Source organism: Paenibacillus sp. FSL M7-0896 (assembly GCF_037975415.1).
Classification (GTDB): Bacteria; Bacillota; Bacilli; order Paenibacillales; family Paenibacillaceae; genus Paenibacillus_AQ; species Paenibacillus_AQ silagei.
In genome coordinates this window covers 3,330,405-3,350,735 of the sequence record NZ_CP150250.1, presented here as the reverse complement: position 1 = coordinate 3,350,735, position 20,331 = coordinate 3,330,405, and the positions used below count along the sequence as shown (strand labels likewise).

The window sequence follows — 20,331 nt, the reverse complement described above, 5'->3', positions numbered from 1 at the left end:
AGGACGGCGCCGGTGTTTGACTGTTTTTTTATTTGACTTTATCGAGATAATCCCGCTGGAATTCTTCCGCCGCCTTATCCAGGATCTTCTGCGGATCTGCATTCTTGTCGGTTAGCACGGATTGCAGCACGACATCCAGCTTCTGATACAATTCCTGGGCATTGATGGGCTCCTCCGCCCGCATCCCCTTACTGCCGTTGTCCATATAATCACGGAACATGTCCAGATTCACGTTGTTGTATTTGTCGAGAATTTTCTGTTCCTCCCCAATACGCTTCTCATCGGTCCAGATCCGCAGCCCGTAAGGGCCGATGATCAGCCCCTGATCGCTGAGTGTCTTCTTCTCGATATCCCAGCCGGTCAGAGCCTCCTCTGAGGATTCGGGTGTGAATCCATAGGTCTTCAGCCATTTGAAGCCGGCATCAATCTGCTCCGGGGTTACATTCGGCGAGAACATATACAGGCCGCCCCCCAGCAGGGTAACAGGTTCTCCGATCGGACCTACAGGAAGTGCTGACATGGCAATATTGTCCTTGGACATCTTGGTCTGCTGCTGGATGACCGGAGGCCAGTCGTTGGTGCCGAAGCTCATGGCAACCTGATCAGTTCCCAGCATACGGAACATGTCATTGGTGACATCCACCAGATTGTTATCTGGCAGCACATTGTATTTCCACTTCAGATCCTTCACATATTGCAGCGCCGCGGCAGCCTCAGGAGAATTGAATACCGCCTGCCATTTGCCGTCAACCTGCTTCTCGAATTCCGCACCGTAGGCCCAGGCAATGTTCATGAACATCCAGCCGCCCTGGCCGCTCTTCGTCGGCAGGAACATTCCGGCTTTGCCGGTCTTTTGCTTGATGATCTGCGCCGTTTCCGCCAGCTCCTCATACGTCTTGGGGAACTTCGGAATCCCCTTGTCATCCAGAAGGCCCGCTTCCTTGAAGAGATTCACATTATAGAGCATGCCGATGACATAACCGTCCTTCGGAATCCCGTAATACTTGCCGTCCTTGGTCACCATTTTTAGAAGATCCGGGTTAATGGCCTTGTCATATCCATACTTCTTCATCGTGTCCGTGATATCCGCTGCGTAATTAGCTTTAATGATTTTGCTGGTTTCGGTGAAAAAGGTCTCATATACCGTTGGGAGCTGGCCGCTCGCAGCTTTGGGCAGGAATGAGCTGACGTCATAGCCCCATTCATCCTTGTCCACCGTAATGTTCGGATAATTGGTTTTCATCTTCGCCATGAGCTGTTCATACTGGGCGATCTTGGCTTCCTCATTCGGCTTCGGCCAGTTGCTGACCTTAATCGTTACCTGTTTGCCGGCTGCTGCATTTCCGCTCCCGCCTGTTTGTCCTTCATTGGAGCCGCCGCAGCCGGCCAGTCCGGCGGCCGTAAGCAGGGTGAGCGCCAGGGTTGCGGTTATTTTCTTGTGGTGTGCCATTCTCAAAGTAATTCCCCCTATAATTATTCTTATAGCAATTTTGCTTTTTGTAAAGCGCTTTCTTTAATGCTGAGATCATCTTACCATGCGTCCTTTAGAGCGCCCTACGGGGCAAAACTGTGAAATGGTTTGTGATCGGGTTACATTACCCTTTAATGCTGCCGCCGAAGGCTTGCCCGTTCATGATGTACCTTTGGAAAAAAATAAACAGCACAATCGGCGGCAGGATGGCGAACGTCAGGGCAATAAACTGAATGTCCTGCGGTAATGTTGCTTTCAAATTATAGATAGCCACAATGACCGACCAGGTCGATTTATCCTTTAGTACCATGAAGGGCCAGAAGAAATCCTGCCATACACTATTCATCGTAAGAATCGTAATCGTGGCCATAACCGGGCCGCTGAGCGGAAGAATCACCCGGATGAAGATGCCGATAGTGCTCGCCCCGTCGATCTTGGCCGCTTCCAGCAGCGCCTGGGGAATCGAGTCGAAGAAGTTCTTGAAGATCAGTATCACTACCGGATTCACGGCAGCCATGAACCACATCGGCCAGAAGGTATTGGTCAGATTCACATGCAGCAGCGGGAAATCAATCAGGTTCTTGAACAGCGGCACCATGCCCACCGTATTTGGAACCATCATCGTCCATACAATCAGCACGAACAGAAGCGCGCTCCCGCGCGGCTTCAGTTTGGAGAAGAAATATCCGGCCAGCCCGTTAAAGGTGAGACAGAACAGTACAGAACCGGCAGCCAGGTAAGCTGTATTCAGATAGTAACTGAGGAAATTGAACTCCTGCCAGGTCTCCCACAGCTTGCTGAGATTGAAGGTGCGGGGGATTAAGGTAGGCGGAATCGCATAGAACTCCTTAATGTCCTTAAGGCTTGAGACCATGATCCAGACTGGAGGCAGGATACAGACGGCGGCGAGCGCAATCATCAGAAGGAACAAGCTCCAGTACAACAGGCGCACCCAGGGTGATCTGTATTCAATATTGCCGATAATGCCGTAAGCTTCATTGGTTTTCATGGCTTCTACTCCCTGTTCAATTTCTTATCCAGCCTGAAATAAATAACGGTAAGGACCATCAGGACAAGAAAAGTAATAACCCCCAGCGCCATGGAATGGCCTGCCTCGAAACTGCGGAATGCATAATAATAGCTTTGCAGCATCAGCGTCATGGAAGCATTATTCGGTCCGCCCTCGGTCATGACCAGCGGTTCATTGAAGATCTGAAATACCCCGCTGATCTGCAGAATCATCATCAGTCCGATCATGCTGGAAATTTGCGGAAGGGTAATGCTTCTGAAGCGCCGCCATACATTGGCACCGTCGATCGAAGCTGCTTCATACAGATCATGATTGATACTCTGAAGGCTTGCCAGATAGAGCAGCACCGTCCCTCCGAAGTTCCGCCAGGTGATGGTGAATATGATCAGCATTATGGTCATCTTCGGGTCCTGGAGCCATTGCTGTACCGGGAAGCCCAAGGCACTCAGCATACTGTTCAGCAAACCGCCCTGCCCGGGCTCAAACAGGAACATCCATAACATGGAAGCCGCAATACCGGGAACCATACTGGGAAAAAAGACGGAGAAGCGGAAAAAGGACTTCCCGTGTCTGAGTTCATTAATTACAACAGCGACTACAATCGGGACGGCAAAGCCGATCAGCAGCGACCAGATCACATACATAAATGAATTGACCAGTGTCTGCTGAAATGCCGAATTCTGAATAACATCCTTGTAGTTCTGCAATCCGGCAAAGCTTACAGCATTATAACCCTCGGTGTTGAAGAAAGAGAGCACAATCCCCTTGACGAGCGGTTGCCAGGAAAAAAAGAAAAAGACTAACACCGTTGGCACTATTAATATCCAGGAGGACCAATCTCTGAGCAATCGCCGCAGAGGATTCCCGTTCTTTTTCTTTGCGATAAAAGGCTTTGCTTCATTGATTCTTCCAATCATGCTCCTGTCCTTCCTTCCTCCCGGAACCGTAATTCACTCCGGTCAGGCGTTGTATAGTTGGTATACCTTCTGTACCGGTTAAGCTGCCTGCTCAGGCTTCAGACAGCCCGGAGCTGATGCACAGCACAGCCGCTTCCGCGCGGAAGGCCTCGCTTGCCGGATTGGGCTGCTCCTCCAGAATACGGAGAACCGACTGCGGCTCTACACCAGGCTGCGGCACCCGGGAAGGTGAGACCTCAGTCCAGTCCAGTTCGCCTCTCAGCCTGTAGGACAGCCCATACAGATAATAACCTGCACTTAACGCGTCAGTGGATGGGCTTATCCCCTCCTGCCACGAGCAGACTTCAAGGGGATGCCGCTTGTCCGGCAATCTCCCGGTCGCAAGCGTGATGCGCTTGTTACGGATCACCTGCTTGTTCTGTTCCCATGCCTGCTGGTCCAGGCTCTCCAGCTCCAGCCGGTATTCCATGCCTTGCTCTCCATACAGTGTCCAAGCTACCGGACTGCCTGCGGGTATAATCTTCGGCGCCTCCAGAAAAACCGGCTGACGGGCCGGGCTAAACCGTTCAGCCTGTTCCCATTCTCCTGCAGCCGGACTGCGTCTGCGGTAATGCACCGTTCCTGTGAAGTCAAGCTCCTGATCTTCAAGCAAAGCCTTCAGGCATAGGGCCGCCTGCTCGTAGAGATCCGTACAGTTGTTATGGCCGAAGCGGTAGCCGATCTCATGACGCAGCGGAATGCCATAGCTTCGGACCAATGCGGCAAAAGCAAAGCTGAACCGGCTGAGAGTGAAGGCATCATGTGTACCGTGATTGATCAGCAGCTTCGTACCGCTCGCCTTCAGCCCTTGCAGGAAGAACCCGGATTCGAGTCCGGCAGTTTCCTTCAGAAGGCCGGAGTCACTTTCACCTGTAAGTGTCCACAGAAGAGTCTCAATTGCGGTACTTCCTGTCACCGGATGCCGCCAATTTTGCTTCCAAATATCACGGTAACCGGTGTCCACCTCTGCTACATGCCAGATCAGCGGACAGGCGCCTTCCGCATACTCTCGGATAAGTCCGTTAAGGATGAGCGGCGGTGCATAGCACAGTGTGTAACGTACCCGGTAAGGCAGCCGGTGCGGGTTGCCTCCGGCCAGCAGTGCAGTCAATCCGCCGCGCGAACCTCCCACAGCCACTACCTGGTCTGCATCACCGCCATAGCGGTCCTGGGCGCTGGCAATTGCCGCCCCGATCCCACCATAGATTGAGCCTTGCAGGGAGCGGCTTCCGATGTAGCCTCCGCCGTTCCAGAGAATGCCAACCACGCCTTGGCCCGTACCGGCCAGCGTCTTGCCTATGATCTCCAGAAATGAAGGTCCCACAGTACTGAAGGTGTTCTCATTGGCGTCATAATAACCATTGAACAACAGCGGATACCTCTTGGCGTTCGCCGGATTCCAATAAGGCGGGAGAATATAGGAAGCCAGGCTATACCGGTTCTCCGAATTCAGCAGCCTGTTGCTAATTAGCTGAAATACAGGTGCATCACCTATTAACGCCCCTTCCTCCCTGGATTCATTAACGAAGACCACTGGATATCCGAAAGTCTTGAGCATACGGTCACTCAAGGATACGGCGACCAGATCATCGACGGCATATAGACTGTAACGGTCCCCGATGTAGTGCTCGAATTGCGGAGTTCTCAGTGTTCGCTCCAATTCACCCTCACCAAACAGCTCATAATCTTCCGTGTTATATACATAAGGGCTGTCGGTGTCGCTGTTATAGAGCCTTACATGCTCGGAAATAACCTGCTCGCCCGCTTCGTCCATGCGCAGCGTTCCAATGCCGTCTGTTCCTCCATAGCGGAACCTGCCTCCGCCCTCTGCTGAATCGTTATCCCAGTGCGATACTACCGGGAACATATTGGTAAGCAGCGGGCTGACAAGTACGAACACGCCTTCCGCTGTATTGCTGTTCCAGGCTGCTGCTTCAGCTTCAACGGTATCTTCATAAAGTGTGGACCACCGTGCATTAAGGTAGGTCACCTCGCCGCTGCGCTGACAGGCCAGCTTCAGAATAGAGCGATGCCGTCTTAGATAGTCCGCCACTGCCCGGCTTACCGGAACGGTAACGGGCTCATGCCCGCCCGCTTGAACATACCGGCTTAGCGGTACGAATGGCCCTGGAACATAACATAATGGTCTATTCACGATTCTCCTGCCCCCCGTCCGGTTTGCTTGTGCCCTGGACAGCCAGGAACGATTTGAACTGTATAACCGGCAGGTCCCCGGAGATGCTGTGATTCTTCCCGGCCAGGAATCCTCCCGCCTGTCTCGGCGTGCAGGTCACCGTCACCATTCTTGCCTCACCAGGGAACAAGGTCAGGAACTGCTCGTCTGCTTCCATCCAGTAGCGGTTTCCCTTCTCTTCCGCATGTACATGCAGCAACGCTTCACTGCCTGTATTAGCTACCATGAAGCAGGCTTGCAGACTCAGCTCTCCGGTAACAGCGGGCAGCCATCTATTCTCCTGGCGCACCTGAAGATTGCCGCCTGTAAGCGCTAACGCTGGTGCGTACAGATGCTCCCTGGCGGTAGAGAATACATATACATTCTGCTGCGGTTCTTCTTCACGGTTCATAAAGGACAATCTGACGAAATATAACTGGTCCTCCAGCTCAGGTACTGTGAACTTCAGGGTCCCGGCGCAGACTGCCTGGTCTCTGTCTCCTTGTGTTATGAAATGCTGCCGGTGCAGGCTCCGGCCCGCCGAATCCAGGACCTCCGCATCAGCTTCACACGATTCCCCTTCCCAGCCATGTACGTATACATCTCCCTGGAAACCGGTACCCGGTGTGAGCAGCAGACTCCGGTAGTCCAGTGATACATGCAGTGGACGGAAGGCCTGTTTCATCCAGTGGTAAGCCATCTTCGGTTCACCATAATAATCAACCACATTGGTACAGGACACGTTCGGCCAGGGTTCGTTGAGCTGCCAGACAATACTTCCGCTGTTCCGGAACTTGCGCCGCCGGTTGGCCTCCAGCACGAAGCGGATTCCTTCCGCCTGAATCCACTGGCTGCAGGCGGAGAATTGTGCCAGGTCTGTCAGACTGCCGAATATTTCTTCATCCCGGCTCAGCGTATCCCACCACTCCCCGTGATGTCTCCAGACTGCACTGTTCTCCATGGAGACCGGCTGGCGGTGCGCTGCGCCCAGGAATTTCTCCAGACTCTTGAGTGAACTCAGACCGTCCACCCCAAATTCACTGTGCAGCAGATTATCGTTGCTGCCATATAGCTCATAATGATACGGGTTGCCCATGTACTTCCAGTGACCGTGTACATCATGCCCCTGCCCCTTGGTCTCGCTAATATACTCCACCGGACCGGAAGCCGAGGTTGGCAGGAACAGCCGCTGCGGATCATACTGCTCAACGAGTTCCTTCAGCATTGCCAGATTGGAATCGCTTAAGTCCGAAGGCTTATTCGGCTCGCTCATTAATTCATTGCCGCCGCTCCATATCGTCATGGCGACATGATTACGCTTCGCCTTGAGTGCTGAGCGGGCGGACTGGTGCAGCAGCTCAAGGAACTCCGGCTGCTTGGAAGGAATATTGTCAATCCCCGAGCTCGACTGGATGAATTCCTGCCAGACCATAATGCCGTTCGCATCGCATAGGTCGTAGAAGACCTGCTTCTCAATGATCCCCCCGCCCCATACCCGGACAAGATTGACATGAGCCGCCTTCATGAGACGGACCATAAGCTGATACTGTTCGACTGTTATATTTCCGTAGAGATGGTCCAGAGGGGTCATATTCACCCCTTTCATATAGATCCGGCGGCCGTTGATGACCACTGTATAGGGCAGCGCATTGTCAGGACTGTCAACATTGCGGATATAGTCAAGCTTGCGGATTCCGGTTCGTATAACCCGCGTATCCAGTTCCTTCCCGTCTTCATCCAGCAGCTTCAGTTCAAGACAGTAGAGCGGCTGCGCCCCGTAACCGTTCGGATACCATAGCTCAGGTTCAAGGATATCAAGTGTGGTCTTGAGCACCGCTCCAGCACAGACGGAATGCGTCTGCATCAACAGCAGATTACCTCCGGGATCAGAGCAGGTAATATTCGCCGTCAGTATCCGGGCAGGTTCTGCTCCAGCTGTGGACGGGACGGCTGCCTGTATTTCAATACTGCCAGTCACCTGACGGCTGCCGTCCTCTTCAAAATTAGTATGGGTTGTGATGGACATTTCGCCCCACGAGTAATCCTCATGTATCCTTAGCAGCACATCATCCCAGATTCCAACGTTAACCAGCCGGGTAGAGAAATCCCACTTATAATTGAAACGGCTCTTCTGTGTGAAGGTGGCCGAGGTTTTGCCGATTTGCCCCATTTCATCGGGCGCCTGCTTCAGAAGCACGGAGATCTCAAGCTTCTCCCTAACGGATAGCAGCTCTGTAACATCGTACACAGCCGGATCAAACATTCCTTTATGCTCCCCAAGCAGGATATGATCAGCGTATACCGCTGCTTCATAATCAAGCCCCAGAAAGACCAGCTCAACTCGGGACCCCTTCAACTCCGGTCGTTTCAAGGTCATACGGTACACCCACCAGCGATTCTCTACCCATTCGCAGCTCAAGCTGTTCAAGTCCTCATAGGGATTGGCAATCCAGCCCTGTCTGTAGAGATCGTAATGAACTCCCCCCGGCACCGTTGCCGGCATCCAGTCGGTCACCCCCATTAATTCCTGGCCAAGCTCCATGCTTGTACCCTTCAGCGGCACCCAAGGCCAATATCCTTTGACTTCCCAGTTCAATTCGTTCAACAGAATTTCTCTCATCGCTTCTTCCGTTCCCCCAGACCCTGGTAATTTGGCGCTGCCACTAACCAAGAGCGGCTCTGGCGCCATCCCGTTAATGCGCTTACAATCTACAATACCTGCCGTTTCATTACCAATGATAGCACCGGGCTCCCAAATCCGAAGGCCCCCATATCTGTGAAATCGTTTGTAAATCTGCTCAATTGCGGATGAACCTATAACTTCTTATATTCACACGCAAAAAATGCCCCCAAACTGCATGGGAGCATTTCTCTTTTATGCTTATATGCTTATATGCTTACATTATGAGGTCATTCAGTTAACTGACTTGTCATATTGCAGGTAGACGACATGCGTCTGGAGGTATTCGTTCAAGCCGTGCTTGCCGTCAGCGCCGCCGATGCCGGATTTTCTCCAGCCTGCATGGAAGCCCTGCATCGCTTCGAAATTCTCGCGGTTGATGTACGTCTCCCCGTATTTCAGCCGCTTGATTACTTTCATGGCGACATTCAGATTCTGGGTGTACAGCGATGAGGTTAAGCCAAATTCACTGTCATTGGCAAGAGCAATCGCCTCATCCAGGGTAGAGAATGAAATGACTGGAATGACCGGACCGAAAATTTCATCCTGCACAATCTCCATATCATTCGTAGCATCTGTGATCACTGTCGGCTCGAAGAAACTGCCGGTTCCTGCTACTTTTTTACCGCCTAGGGCGATCTTAGCCCCTTCTTGAACAGCCCGGTCTACCTTCTGCTGAACCGATTCCTGCGCGGCCTTGTTGATGAGCGGTCCCATCTGGATGTCTGTGTCCTTGAGCGGGTCTCCGTACTTCACGGCCTTCATCGCTTCAACCAGCCGCGTAGTGAACTCCTCCTTAATATCTTCATGGACATAGACACGCTCCGCACAGTTGCAGACCTGGCCTGTATTAATGACCCGGGAAGCCACAATCGCCTGAACAGCCAGCCCCAGATCGGCATCCTTCATGACGATGGCAGGCGCTTTGCCGCCCAACTCCAGGCTGACCTTGATGATATTCTCAGCCGCCGCCTCCATAACCTTCTGCCCTGCCGGTACGCTGCCGGTAAGACTAACCATACCTACCTTGGCATTACTGGACAGCTCATTGCCTACTTCCGCGCCTCTGCCAGTAATAAGGTTGAATACCCCCTTAGGCAATCCGGACTGATCCACGATCCGGCTGAACGCCATGGCATTGTTCGGAGATTCCGCGCTGGGCTTCACGACAATCGTGTTGCCGGTGATGAGTGCCGGGGCCATTTTTCTCGCGATCAGGAAGAACGGGAAGTTCCAGGGCAGAATGCCCGTGGTGACGCCAATCGCTCTTTTGAATACAAAAATATGCTCATTATCACGGTCGCTCTGAACGATCTCACCCTCATAACGCCGTGCCCACTCCGCCATATAATCCAAATAATCCGCAGTGAAATGAACCTCTACGGTGGATAATTCCAGGGTCTTGCCGACTTCCTCCGAGATCAGCCTGGCGATGCTGTCCGCCTCTGCCCGAATGCCGTCAGCAATCGCATGCAAATACTTGCCGCGCTCTACCGCCGGAGTCTCCTCCCACGCTGCCTGGGCTTGCTCTGCTGCATCAATGGCACGTATGACATCATTCCTTGTAGCCTTGGGAACCTGTGAGATCACTTCATCGGTTGCCGGATTGGTAACATCCATCCACTCTTTGCCTTCGGATTCCGTAAATTGGCCGTCGATATACATCAAATGCTTGGTCACTGTTTCTCCCCCTCAAGGTAGATTATTCCATTTGCCCAATTACCCAATCATAGTGTAAACGCTATCAATATTTATTGTCAATAAGTTTCACATTTTATATTTGTTTTTGTGTTGTTTTTCATTGACTTATTGAGTTAAGCTGGGGATATAGGTTTTCAATGATGGGAGGGGTAGGAGTGCGAGTCAGTATTTTTTCTACTTGTTTGGTAGACCTTATGAGCCCGAATGTCGGGATTGCCATGGTGGAGGTCCTGGAGCGGCTTGGCTGCGAGATCGATTATCCCGCTTCACAGGTCTGCTGCGGCCAGCCTACCTACAACAGCGGTTATCTGCAGGAATCCAAGCTTGCTATGCAGAACATGATGCTGGCCTTCGAGGCTTCGGATTATGTCGTAGGACCGTCCGGCTCCTGCATCGCTATGTTTCATGAATATCCGAAGATCTTCCGGGGTGACCCCGATTGGGAATTGAAAGCGGTTGCTCTAAAAGAGAAATCCTACGAGCTGACCCAATTCATTGTCAAAGTACTGGGGGTGACCGATGTGGGTGCAACTCTCGAAGGCACCGCAACCTACCATCGTTCCTGTCATATGACCAGACTTCTCGGAGAGAAGGAAACCCCCTTCCAGCTGCTGGAGCAGGTGAAGGGACTGAAGCTTGAGCCGCTCAAGAACAGCGATAACTGCTGCGGGTTCGGTGGAACCTTTGCGGTGAAGATGCCTGAAATCTCGGAGCAGATGGTGGATGAGAAATGCGGCTGTGTCATGGATACGGGAGCGGATATTCTAATCAGTGCAGACATGGGCTGTCTGCTGAATATCGGGGGACGCCTGTCACGTAAGGGTGAGCCTGTAAGGATCATGCATATTGCAGAGGTATTGAATCAACATCAGCCTGTAGTTAGCAAAGGGGGAAGCCGGACTTGAGCCTGCAGACGGATTCACGTAATTTCAGCGAACGGACGACGGATGGCCTTGGGGATTCCTTCATGCGCAGTGCCGTGGGTTCGGCGCAGGACAGTCTCAAGACAAGACGTCTGTCTGCGGCCACTGCGCTCGGTGACTGGGAGCAGTGGCGGAATGTAGGCCAGCTTATCCGCCAGCACACTCTGGAGAATCTGGATTATTATCTAGAGCAGCTTGCCGGCAATATTGAGCGACAGGGCGGGCATATCTATTTTGCAGCGACCAAAGAAGAAGCCAGCTCTTATATCCGGGATGTTATTGTGGGCAAACAAGCCACGAAGATCGTCAAATCGAAATCCATGGTCACGGAAGAAATAGAGCTGAACCGCGTTCTGCTTGAAGCAGGCTGTGAGCTGACGGAGACGGATCTTGGAGAATATATCCTCCAGATGGATGATTGGGACCCGCCCTCGCATATCGTGGCTCCCGCCTTGCATAAGGACCGGAGGCAAATCAAGCGGGTATTCACAGAGAAGCTTGGTTATACAGGCGATGAAACTCCGGAGAATCTGGCCGGATTTGCCCGCACGGTCCTGCGGCAGAAGTTCCTGGAAGCGGAGGTCGGAATCACAGGCTGCAACTTCGCCATAGCCAATCTCGGAGCGATTAATCTCGTCACCAATGAGGGCAATGGCGATCTTACGGCTGCCATTCCCAAGACGCATATCGCAGTAATGGGCATGGAGCGGATTGTGCCGACTCTGGAGGAGATGGAGGTACTGGATAATCTGCTCTGCCGCAGCGCCGTCGGACAGAAACTAACCAGCTATATCACAGTAATGGGACCCTCCATCGCCGGTGAGACAGACGGCCCTGAGGAATTCCATCTGGTAGTCGTCGATAACGGGCGGTCCGATATTCTGGGGAGTGAATTCAACGAAGCTCTTCAGTGTATCCGCTGTGGTGCCTGCCTGAATGTCTGCCCGATCTACCGCCATATCGGCGGCCATGCTTACGGATCGATCTATCCGGGGCCGATTGGGGCGGTCATTACCCCGCTGCTTGGCGGTTATGACGATTATAAGGAGCTGCCGTATGCTTCCAGTCTGTGCGGCGCCTGTACGGATGTCTGTCCGGTGCGGATTCCGCTGCATGAGCAGCTCATTATGCACCGCCAGAATATTGTGAATCAGAAGAGAACCGGAGCTGCCGACCGTATCCAGATGAAAGCCGCCAGCAAGCTGCTCTCTTCCCCTGCCCTGTTCGGCAAAACCCTGCGGTTCGCCCACTCTGCAAGCCGGATGATGAGCAAGCAGGGCCGTATTGTAAGAGGACCGGCCTTGCTTCAGGGCTGGATTCGTTCCCGCGACCTGAAGCAGCCCGTCAAGCAGAAGGACAGCTTCCGGGCATGGCTGGAGAAGCGCAAAGGAGGCTCAGAGCAATGACAGCAACCACAAACACGAGCGCGAACAGAAACACGAATAAGGAGGCTTTTCTGAATACGATTGCCGCCAAGCTGGGCCGGGCACGGAAGTCAGAGGTTCAGCGTCCTGCAATCCGGGAGTTCATTCCTGACAGCTACGGCCCGCTTACCACGGACAATCTGGTGGAGATTCTTAAGGAACAGTGCTTCTTCATCCACACTCAGGTGATTGAGACGACGCGGGAGCTGCTGCAGAGAACGTTAGATGATCTGTTAGAGGCAAATGGCGGCGGGAACGTGATGACTTCCGGTGATCCCCGGTTCAGGGAGTACGGGCTGGCCTTCCCGGATGCGACCGTATGGGAAGAAGCTGCGGGACGGGCGGAGAATATCAGGCGTGCTGAATCGGCGAATACAGCCATAGTCTTCGCCGACTGTGCACTTGCGAAATCTGGAACGGTTGTTCTGGAGAGCCGCCCCGATCAGGGACGGTCGCTCCATTTCCTGCCTGCCCATTATATTGCGGTGGTTGAACGTGAGAAGCTGGTGCTCCGCTCCACGGATGCCGCCGCAGCGCTTAACCGGAGAATTCAGGACGGGGAACCGGTGGGTTCATCGATTAACTTCATCTCTGGTCCCTCCAATTCCGCCGATATCGAAATGAAGCTTGTCGTCGGGGTGCATGGGCCGCTGAGGGCTACCTATGTGCTTATTTAGAACGAATCCTGTCCCTTAAGGACGGTATAGCAGCGATTCTACACGTAGTCCGTGACGTCAAACTCTCTATCCTTGTAATAGAATTTCCGGTCTTCCTCCGTGATCTCACGGACAATTCTGCACGGGCTGCCTACGGCGATCACATTATCCGGGATATCCTTGGTCACTACGCTCCCCGCTCCGATAACTACATTATTCCCGATGGTTACCCCCGGATTCACAATGACATTGCCGCCGATCCACACATTGTTGCCGATGGTGATGGCAATCCCGTATTCATAGCCTGAATTCCGGGAATCGGGATGGACAGGATGTCCTGCTGTGTAAAGCGATACATTCGGAGCGAACATGACATTCTCGCCGATGACCACCTTGCCTACATCGAGAATCGTACAGTTGAAATTGGCATAGAAATTATTACCTACAGTGATATTCGATCCATAATCGCAGCGGAAGGGAGTCTCAATATGCACAAGCTCCCCCGTCTTGCCGAAAAGCTTGCGGATCAGCCCGTCTCTCTCCTCATGAGCGTCTGGAGAAAGTGAATTGAGCTGGTGAACCAGCAGCCTGGCGGCTGTCCGTTCTTCGGTTAATCCGTCCAGCCATGCTTTATAGGGTAATCCTGCAAGCATTCTATCTTTTTGATTCATTAGATTCATAGGTGATTCCTGCCTTCTCTTAGTGTTGTGTGTTCATGGGATAGGTCCAGAAGGCTTCCTGCCCGAAGCGGAGCTGAATCTCCTCCGCCGTCAGCTCCTGATTGCCGACAAGCTCCGCCGCTTGGAATTGCGAACGGTGTGCCTGGATAGAAGCCATCTTCTTGTCCAAGTATGCGGTGACATCGACATGCACATCCGATAGTCCGATATGCTCCTCATGGCCGATGGAGAAGGCGCAACAGTGGACAACCGGCCGATCAGCGGCAGGCAGGCGGTGGACTGCCCGGATGACCGCCGCTCCGGTGGCATCGTGATCCGGATGCACGCTGTAGCCGGGATAGAAAGTAATCACTAGGGACGGCGTCAGCTCCCGAAGCAGGGAAAGTATTGTATTCTCCAGCAGGCGCGGGTCGTCGAATTCGATCATTTTATCGTGGAAGCCTAGCATTCTTAAGTCCTGTATCCCGATAGCTTGACAGGAAGCACGCAGCTCCTCCCGGCGGATCTCCGGCAAGGTTACCCGGTTCGCGAATGGAGGAATCCCCATATTCCGGCCCATCTCGCCCAGCGTCAGGCAGGCATAGGTTACTTCTGAGCCTTGCTCAATATACTTCGCCAGTGTGCCAGCCGCTGTAAAAGCCTCATCGTCAGGATGCGGGAACACCACCAGTATGCGCTTGTGTTCTGTAATCTGTGTGTCGTTCATAGGTTCATTCCTCCCGGTGACATTATAGCTTAGCGAAATATTCGATAACAACCTCGCGGAAAATCAGGCCCGCCTGTGAAATATAGCGGTTCTTATGCCATAACAAGGCGATTTCCCTGACCAGTCCCTCGTCTTCCAGCGGAATCAGACGGATATGATCCTGCGCATTCCTCGCCGTACCCGGGATGAAGGCTAAGCCGATTCCGGCTTCCACCAGGTCAATCAAGCGGGCCGGTTCGTCTCCCTCATACACATAGCGTGGCAGGAATCCTGAAGCCTGGCAGACGGAATCCACCAAATCTCGAATCCCGTAACCTTGTTTGACACCCACAAACCACTCATTCTTAAGCTCTATCAAGGCGAGGCTCTTGCGGTCCGCCAGAGGGTGAGCGGCTGGAACGGCAAGGTAGATGTGATCGTTACAGACCACCTGACATTCCAGCTCTTCCCCTCTGACCGGAGGAGAGGACAAGCAGAAATCAACTTCTCCCCTCTGAAGAAGGGGAATCATCTCCTGCATGGGCAGCATTTGTACGTGAAAATGTATGTCCGGCAGCTTGAGGCGAAACTCCCGGAGAATACCGGGCAAGGTACTCGCGGTGGTTACCGCTAATTCAAGGTTGCTGGACTCCAGGCTGGACAGGTCTTTAAGCTCCTGCCTCCCCTGCTCCAATTCGAACAGCGCCTTCTCTGCACGTTGAAGAAATCGGCGTCCCGGCTCGTTCAACCGCAGCTTCCTCCCGCTCCGGTCAAACAATGGAACTCCGAGATCCTCCTCAAGCCGCTGAATGGTCTTGCTCAGTGAGGATTGGGTAACATGCAGCCTGTGTGCAGCCTCGGTCATATGCTCCAGGCGGGCAACCGCGATGAAATACTGCAATTGAAGAAGCTCCATATCCCGCCTCCATTCATTCCCTCAAGTCTATGAAATCATAACATGAAATGCGTTGGAGTAAATAACTCATATCCTGTACGATAACTGTACAGCACTTGAGGGGGAATAACAATGAATGCACGCAACTGGTGGTTAATGATATCCGTTGGGCTGGGAATCATGCTTAACCCGCTTAACTCTTCGATGGTAGCTGTGGCGATCCCCAGGTTACAGCATGTGTTCGGGCTTGAGTTCACTGTGGTTTCCTGGATCATTTTCTCGTTCTATATTGGCAGCGCTGTTGCCCAGCCTGTCATGGGCAGAGCCAGCGATATCTTCGGCCGCAGGAGAATATTCATGGCCGGACTGGTAATCGTCTTCGCAGCCTCCCTGCTCGCCCCTTGGTCTCCGGGCTTCGGGGGACTCGTTGTTCTGCGGATTATCCAATCTATCGGAACCAGTATGGTGGTGGCTGTAGGGATGGCTATCATCCGGGTGAATATTACAGACAGGCAAGCCTCTGCTCTGTCCGTGCTGTCGATGTTTACATCAGGAGCGGCAGCGGCAGGACCGTTCATCGGCGGGGTCTTGATCCATGTGTGGGGCTGGTCTTCCATTTTCTACATCAACCTGCCGTTTGTAATGGCGAGCTTCCTGTTAGCCTGGAGAACCATCCCGCAAGATAAGCCGCCCGCAGCCTTATTACCCAAGCCGTCCTTGCGGCAATGGATGAGCCGGATGGATGTGCCTGGAATCCTGTTGTTCACTGTGGGGCTGGTGGCTGTACTTGCGCAGATGCTGTCGGCCAAGTCCTCCGGTCATGTCTCCCTATTCAATGTAATCATCGGCCTGTCCGGGTTCATCCTGCTTGCAGTCTTCGTAAGGCATGAGTTAAGAACAGCCATGCCCTTCATTCCTCTGCGTACCTTCGCCGGGTATCCCGGGCTGATCCGTGTCAATGTCGAATTCATGCTGGTTAATCTATTATTTTATTCCGTCTTCTTCGGTCTTCCATCTTATTTGCAGCTCGTTCGTAAGGTCAGTGAATTCCACACCGGGCTTCTGATGTTAAGTCTGGGTCTATGCTCACTCGCCGTTTCTCCAATCGCCGGAAGATGGATCAATGCCTCAGGGCCCCGGCCCGCGCAGGCAGGTTCGGCAATCCTCATGACCATCGGGTCGCTATGGATCGTGATGCTGAATCCGGCATCGCCTGTAATCAGCATCATCCTGGCCCTGGCTGCCTTCGGAATCAGCAACGGACTGAACAACGTCGCCATGCAAGCCGCCTTGTTCAACCACTCGCCAAAAGAGATCATCGGCGTAACCTCCGGCTTATTCAGCACCTCCAGATATTTCGGGACGATCCTCTCCTCCCTGCTCATCGGAATCATTATGGGCGACCAGTTCAGCTTCAGCGGATTCCGGCTGCTGGGAATGATCCTCACCGTGATTGCCCTGTGTCTGCTGTTCATGTCCCGGCGGCGTTCCCGCAAGACTAAAGACTCCCATCACAGTCTTGATGACCGCTAGGGAGCGCTTGGAAGACGGGTCTTACCCCACTGAAAAATCTAGTCTTCGTCCAAAAGCTGCTGCAGCTTGCCTGCAACGGCTTCACTGTCCGGGTATATTGTAGCAGCGCAGGTAAGAATGCGTATTGCTCCCTCCCGGTGGCCGCCATAACTTAAGGTATCAGCAATCCGCATAAATTCAAAATCCGCTTCATAATACTTATCCTGCTCTAAGCGCCGGATACGCTGGTATTCGTTAATGGCCTCACCTGCGCCGCTCGTGACAACGGTCTTGGCAAGATGATGTACCATCGACAGCTTAAGCTGGCGGACCTCCATGCCCAGCAGCAGATCCAGAATAGGACGGGTCACACTGCCCAGCCACACATGGTCACAGTTGGTCATTACAGAGATGCCGAGATTCTCATCCGGCAGCAGAATAAGCTCACTAAGGAATCCGGTATCCCAGCCGGAATGCGAGAGTATCCGTGAGCCATTATAGTGGCCCAGGAACCAGCCCAGCCCCACAGCTTCATGCTCCGGCCCCCAGCCTGTAGCCATAGTAGGGTTCCACATCTGATCATAACTGCCGGGCTGTAAGGCGTTATATCTATCCTTAGCTTTGCCCTGACCGAGCTGCATCAGCATATATTGGCACATCTCCTGCGCATTGGTATACAGTGTGGAGCTGGGAGCATGCGCTCTATTGTAAGGGAACACTTCACTAACGTATGGCCCGTACCCTGCAGAGCTCCTCAGCACATGGGGCGCAGCCAGCACCTGTTCAACCTCCATTTTCAGAAAAGAACTCGTGCTCATCCCAACAGGCTCCAGAAGATGCTGCCGCATATACTCCTCGAAGCTGAGGCCGCTAACCTTGGCAATCAGATCTCCAAGAATTTCATAAGCGATATTACTGTATGCAAAATGAGTACCCGGATCACTCAGCAGGCCGAGATGGCAGATTCCTCTGACATACCTCTCAAGACTCTCTTCATCATATTCAGGCTGGTCCCAGGCATAATCCTCCTCATCCGGCATCCCGGAGGTGTGATTCAACAATTGTCTGACTGTAATCTGATGATAGCGTTCATCATTCATTTTGAAATACGGAAGATAGCTCACTATAGGTGAGTCCAGCTCTACCTGCCCACGCTCTGCCAATTGCATCACAGCCGTAACTACGAAGGTCTTGGAGACGGATGCCTGGTGAAAAAGAGTGCTGTTAGCCACTGGCTCCCCTGTAGACACATTAGCGCTGCCATACTCTCCTGTAAAAAGAATCTTGTCCTCACTAACGATCCCCACCTGCAATCCGGTAAACGGTCCATTCTCCATAAAGCGGGTCAGCATCGTGTGAAGCTCTTGTACTCTGCTCTGATATGTATTCATTCTGGTTCCCCCAGTTCTTATATGTACTGGATCAATATAACATCCGGGGAGCATACAGAATGTGTAAAAAACAGCTTAATCCGAACTTTACTCAGCCTACCCCTCAACCACATCGGCCCGCAGGTCCGTGGCAATCTCAAGGATCACGGGTACAATAGCCTCCGTTGACAAGGCAACGTACAGATCGCCCATATACAGACGGAACGGATACTCCGTCCCCTCATGGCTCCACATGAAAAAATCTCCATCAATCGACATCGTGCTCTCTGCACCTTGTACGGTGTAGACCCCGGAATAGCTGAAGCCGGATTTATCGGCAAAGTATTGCTTGCATTCCTCTAAGGCTAGCGCCTGCTCTGCATTCTCTTCCTGCATGGAACGGGTAATTCGTAAACGCTGGCTCATTGGTGATCCTCCACAATGTTAATATTTAAGCTACTAATCTGTTAGTGTTAACTCCGTTAACTGATATCGGCCGGGTTGATAATCGCGAGAATCTGGTGGTCCTTCCACACCCCGCGGATCTTCACATTCAGCCGGGCAATGCCTTCCTTATGGAAGCCTGCATTCTCCAGCACACGGATGGAGCCGGGATTATCCGGTGAGGCTTCCCCAGTAATCCGGTGGAACTTCAGCTCCTCGAAGGCATAGCGCACGACCTGCTGCACCGCCTCCGTCATATAGCCTTTTCCGTTATAGTCCTTGTCCAGACTGTACCCGATCATACAGCTCTGCAGCGGTCCCCGCACCACAAAAGACAGACTGACAGTACCGATAATCCGGCGGTCAGCCTTGTGAATGACCAGGAAGTCGTATCTCTCATCCGCTGCCCTGAACTCTTCATACTGCGCAAGCTTGTCCCGCTGGTACTCCTCAGTATAGAAATCCCCGCTGATCTCCGGTGAATGTTCTTCAAAAAATTCACGGTTACGCAAATACATCCCCGTCAGCTCCGTGGCATCTCCCGCCTCAGGGTAGCGGATGTATACCCGTTGTTCTGTCATCTTTACGCCTCCATTCTTAATTGCAGCACAATGCCGCTTCCTCCGGCTGTTCCTTGCATTCTGGGAACCGGTAGGTCCAGAAGCGTTCCATACCGTACTTGCCGCAGATTACTGGATCAGTTGGCAGAAGGCTACCAAGCACTTTATCCTCCTGGAACTGGGTGCGGTGCGCCAGAATGGAGTTGATTTTGACAGTGATAAAAGGCGTTACATCGATGACTACATCGGCTGCTCCAATCCGCTGCTGATGGCCGTTCGAGAAGGCGACACTATGTACAACCGGACGTTCCGCTGCGGGCAGCCGGGCCATTGTACGGATCACCGCAGCACCAGTGGCATCATGATCCGGGTGCACGCTATATCCGGGGTAGAACGTAATAACCAGCGACGGGGTAAGCTCCTTCACGAGCGATTCCATCCGCTGATCCAGAAGCGCCGGGTCTTCGAACTCAATCATTTTGTCATGGAAGCCCAGCATCCTCAGGTCTTGAATTCCAATGGCCTTACAGGAAGCTTCGAGCTCCGCTTGGCGGATGGCTGGCAAGGTCGTGCGGTTCGCAATGAGCGGAACGCCCATATTCCGGCCCATCTCTCCCAGTGTCAGACAGGCATAGGTCACCTCTGCACCTGCTGCGATATACATCGCCAGCGTCCCGGATACGAAGTAGGCTTCATCGTCAGGATGGGGAAGTACCACCAGGATTCTCGTATGGTCCATAGATTTATTATTCATGTCTGCTTACTCCTCCAGTATCATTAAAAAGGGCTCCGGCTAAGCTGCAACGCCACGATCAGCTTGCCCATACTGTCATGTCCGGCCAGAATCAGCCGCTCGTTATCCTGCTCATCCACATGGGTCAGGCCTTCTGCATAGATCCAGCCCTTCTCTGTCTTCAAGCCCACCCGGTAGGGTCCTGTCCCTGAGATGGAGCCGTTCGTGTAACGGATCTCGGCATTGCTGATGAACACCGAGCCCGGAGCACGGGAGCTGTCGAAATGGCTGGCATAGGCTCCGTTTGTAAGTTCAAGATGGATATATAGATCCTCAGAGACGAAATCGTCGATCCGGTTCTGAATAGCTTGGGGTTGAATGAGCTGCATAATGTCCTCCTAGAGTGTAAAAGAATAGCTGGTTCCAGTGCATTTATTA

General features: G+C 52.9%; 18 protein-coding genes. 4 read left to right on the top strand and 14 right to left on the bottom strand.

The annotated features are described in order from the left end of the window. Positions 1-28 precede the first annotated feature (28 nt). From MKY12_RS14230 to aldA, 6 genes are all read right to left on the bottom strand, one after another. Positions 29-1,456 (bottom strand): extracellular solute-binding protein, encoded by a 1,428-nt coding sequence (locus MKY12_RS14230; protein WP_155991609.1) that lies wholly within the window; start codon positions 1,454-1,456, stop codon positions 29-31. A gap of 139 nt (positions 1,457-1,595) precedes the next feature. Next, positions 1,596-2,480: a carbohydrate ABC transporter permease gene (locus tag MKY12_RS14225; protein ID WP_036728412.1), complete on the bottom strand. Its 885-nt coding sequence runs from the start codon at positions 2,478-2,480 to the stop codon at positions 1,596-1,598. A 5-nt stretch (positions 2,481-2,485) separates the two neighbouring features. After that, positions 2,486-3,418, bottom strand: coding sequence for a sugar ABC transporter permease (locus MKY12_RS14220; protein ID WP_081751282.1), 933 nt, complete (start codon positions 3,416-3,418; stop codon positions 2,486-2,488). Between the two features lie 91 nt (positions 3,419-3,509). Beyond that, a complete protein-coding gene (locus MKY12_RS14215) occupies positions 3,510-5,612 on the bottom strand; it encodes a hypothetical protein (RefSeq protein ID WP_339314178.1) in 2,103 nt (700 codons plus the stop codon). Continuing rightward, the gene (locus tag MKY12_RS14210; protein ID WP_339314177.1) at positions 5,605-8,250 is read right to left on the bottom strand and encodes a glycoside hydrolase family 2 TIM barrel-domain containing protein; all 2,646 of its coding nucleotides are present in this window, start codon (positions 8,248-8,250) and stop codon (positions 5,605-5,607) included. The genes MKY12_RS14215 and MKY12_RS14210 overlap by 8 nt, the downstream gene beginning before the upstream one ends. A 294-nt stretch (positions 8,251-8,544) precedes the next feature. Then, positions 8,545-9,990, bottom strand: a complete 1,446-nt coding sequence (gene aldA / locus MKY12_RS14205) for an aldehyde dehydrogenase (protein ID WP_339314176.1) — start codon at positions 9,988-9,990, stop codon at positions 8,545-8,547. A 176-nt stretch (positions 9,991-10,166) separates the two neighbouring features. On the opposite strand from aldA, the gene MKY12_RS14200 reads away from it, so the two are divergent. The 3 genes from MKY12_RS14200 to MKY12_RS14190 are packed head-to-tail and all read left to right on the top strand — an operon-like array spanning position 10,167 to position 13,035. Beyond that, entirely contained in the window at positions 10,167-10,916 is a 750-nt protein-coding gene (locus MKY12_RS14200; RefSeq protein WP_339314175.1) for a (Fe-S)-binding protein, read from the top strand. Beyond that, positions 10,913-12,340, top strand: a complete 1,428-nt coding sequence (locus MKY12_RS14195) for a LutB/LldF family L-lactate oxidation iron-sulfur protein (protein WP_339314174.1) — start codon at positions 10,913-10,915, stop codon at positions 12,338-12,340. The genes MKY12_RS14200 and MKY12_RS14195 overlap by 4 nt, the downstream gene beginning before the upstream one ends. After that, positions 12,337-13,035 (top strand): lactate utilization protein C, encoded by a 699-nt coding sequence (locus tag MKY12_RS14190; protein WP_339314173.1) that lies wholly within the window; start codon positions 12,337-12,339, stop codon positions 13,033-13,035. The genes MKY12_RS14195 and MKY12_RS14190 overlap by 4 nt, the downstream gene beginning before the upstream one ends. A 38-nt stretch (positions 13,036-13,073) precedes the next feature. Here MKY12_RS14190 and MKY12_RS14185 read toward each other — a convergent pair whose 3' ends face one another. Genes MKY12_RS14185 through MKY12_RS14175 form a run of 3 tightly spaced genes read right to left on the bottom strand, consistent with a single transcriptional unit; the run spans position 13,074 to position 15,295 of the window. Next, the gene (locus MKY12_RS14185; RefSeq protein WP_339256690.1) at positions 13,074-13,685 is read right to left on the bottom strand and encodes a sugar O-acetyltransferase; all 612 of its coding nucleotides are present in this window, start codon (positions 13,683-13,685) and stop codon (positions 13,074-13,076) included. Positions 13,686-13,713: 28 nt separating this feature from the next. Continuing rightward, on the bottom strand, positions 13,714-14,400 hold the full coding sequence (gene bshB2, locus MKY12_RS14180; RefSeq protein WP_339314172.1) for a bacillithiol biosynthesis deacetylase BshB2: 687 nt from the start codon (positions 14,398-14,400) through the stop codon (positions 13,714-13,716). A 22-nt stretch (positions 14,401-14,422) separates the two neighbouring features. Continuing rightward, positions 14,423-15,295: a LysR family transcriptional regulator gene (locus MKY12_RS14175; protein ID WP_036728425.1), complete on the bottom strand. Its 873-nt coding sequence runs from the start codon at positions 15,293-15,295 to the stop codon at positions 14,423-14,425. Between the two features lie 111 nt (positions 15,296-15,406). On the opposite strand from MKY12_RS14175, the gene MKY12_RS14170 reads away from it, so the two are divergent. Beyond that, positions 15,407-16,807 carry an MFS transporter gene (locus tag MKY12_RS14170; RefSeq protein ID WP_339314171.1) on the top strand — a complete coding sequence of 467 codons (1,401 nt, stop codon included), beginning with the start codon at positions 15,407-15,409 and terminating at the stop codon, positions 16,805-16,807. Between the two features lie 38 nt (positions 16,808-16,845). Here the strand turns inward: MKY12_RS14170 and MKY12_RS14165 are convergent, their stop codons facing one another. From MKY12_RS14165 to MKY12_RS14145, 5 genes are all read right to left on the bottom strand, one after another. Continuing rightward, positions 16,846-18,177, bottom strand: coding sequence for a serine hydrolase domain-containing protein (locus MKY12_RS14165; RefSeq protein ID WP_339314170.1), 1,332 nt, complete (start codon positions 18,175-18,177; stop codon positions 16,846-16,848). A 96-nt stretch (positions 18,178-18,273) separates the two neighbouring features. Continuing rightward, on the bottom strand, positions 18,274-18,582 hold the full coding sequence (locus MKY12_RS14160; protein ID WP_339256680.1) for a hypothetical protein: 309 nt from the start codon (positions 18,580-18,582) through the stop codon (positions 18,274-18,276). Between the two features lie 56 nt (positions 18,583-18,638). Continuing rightward, the gene (locus MKY12_RS14155) at positions 18,639-19,181 is read right to left on the bottom strand and encodes a GNAT family protein (protein ID WP_209870647.1); all 543 of its coding nucleotides are present in this window, start codon (positions 19,179-19,181) and stop codon (positions 18,639-18,641) included. Positions 19,182-19,197: 16 nt separating this feature from the next. Continuing rightward, the gene (gene bshB2 / locus MKY12_RS14150) at positions 19,198-19,914 is read right to left on the bottom strand and encodes a bacillithiol biosynthesis deacetylase BshB2 (protein ID WP_339256677.1); all 717 of its coding nucleotides are present in this window, start codon (positions 19,912-19,914) and stop codon (positions 19,198-19,200) included. 23 nt (positions 19,915-19,937) lie between these two features. Continuing rightward, entirely contained in the window at positions 19,938-20,282 is a 345-nt protein-coding gene (locus tag MKY12_RS14145) for a YojF family protein (RefSeq protein WP_036728435.1), read from the bottom strand. Positions 20,283-20,331: the final 49 nt, after the last annotated feature.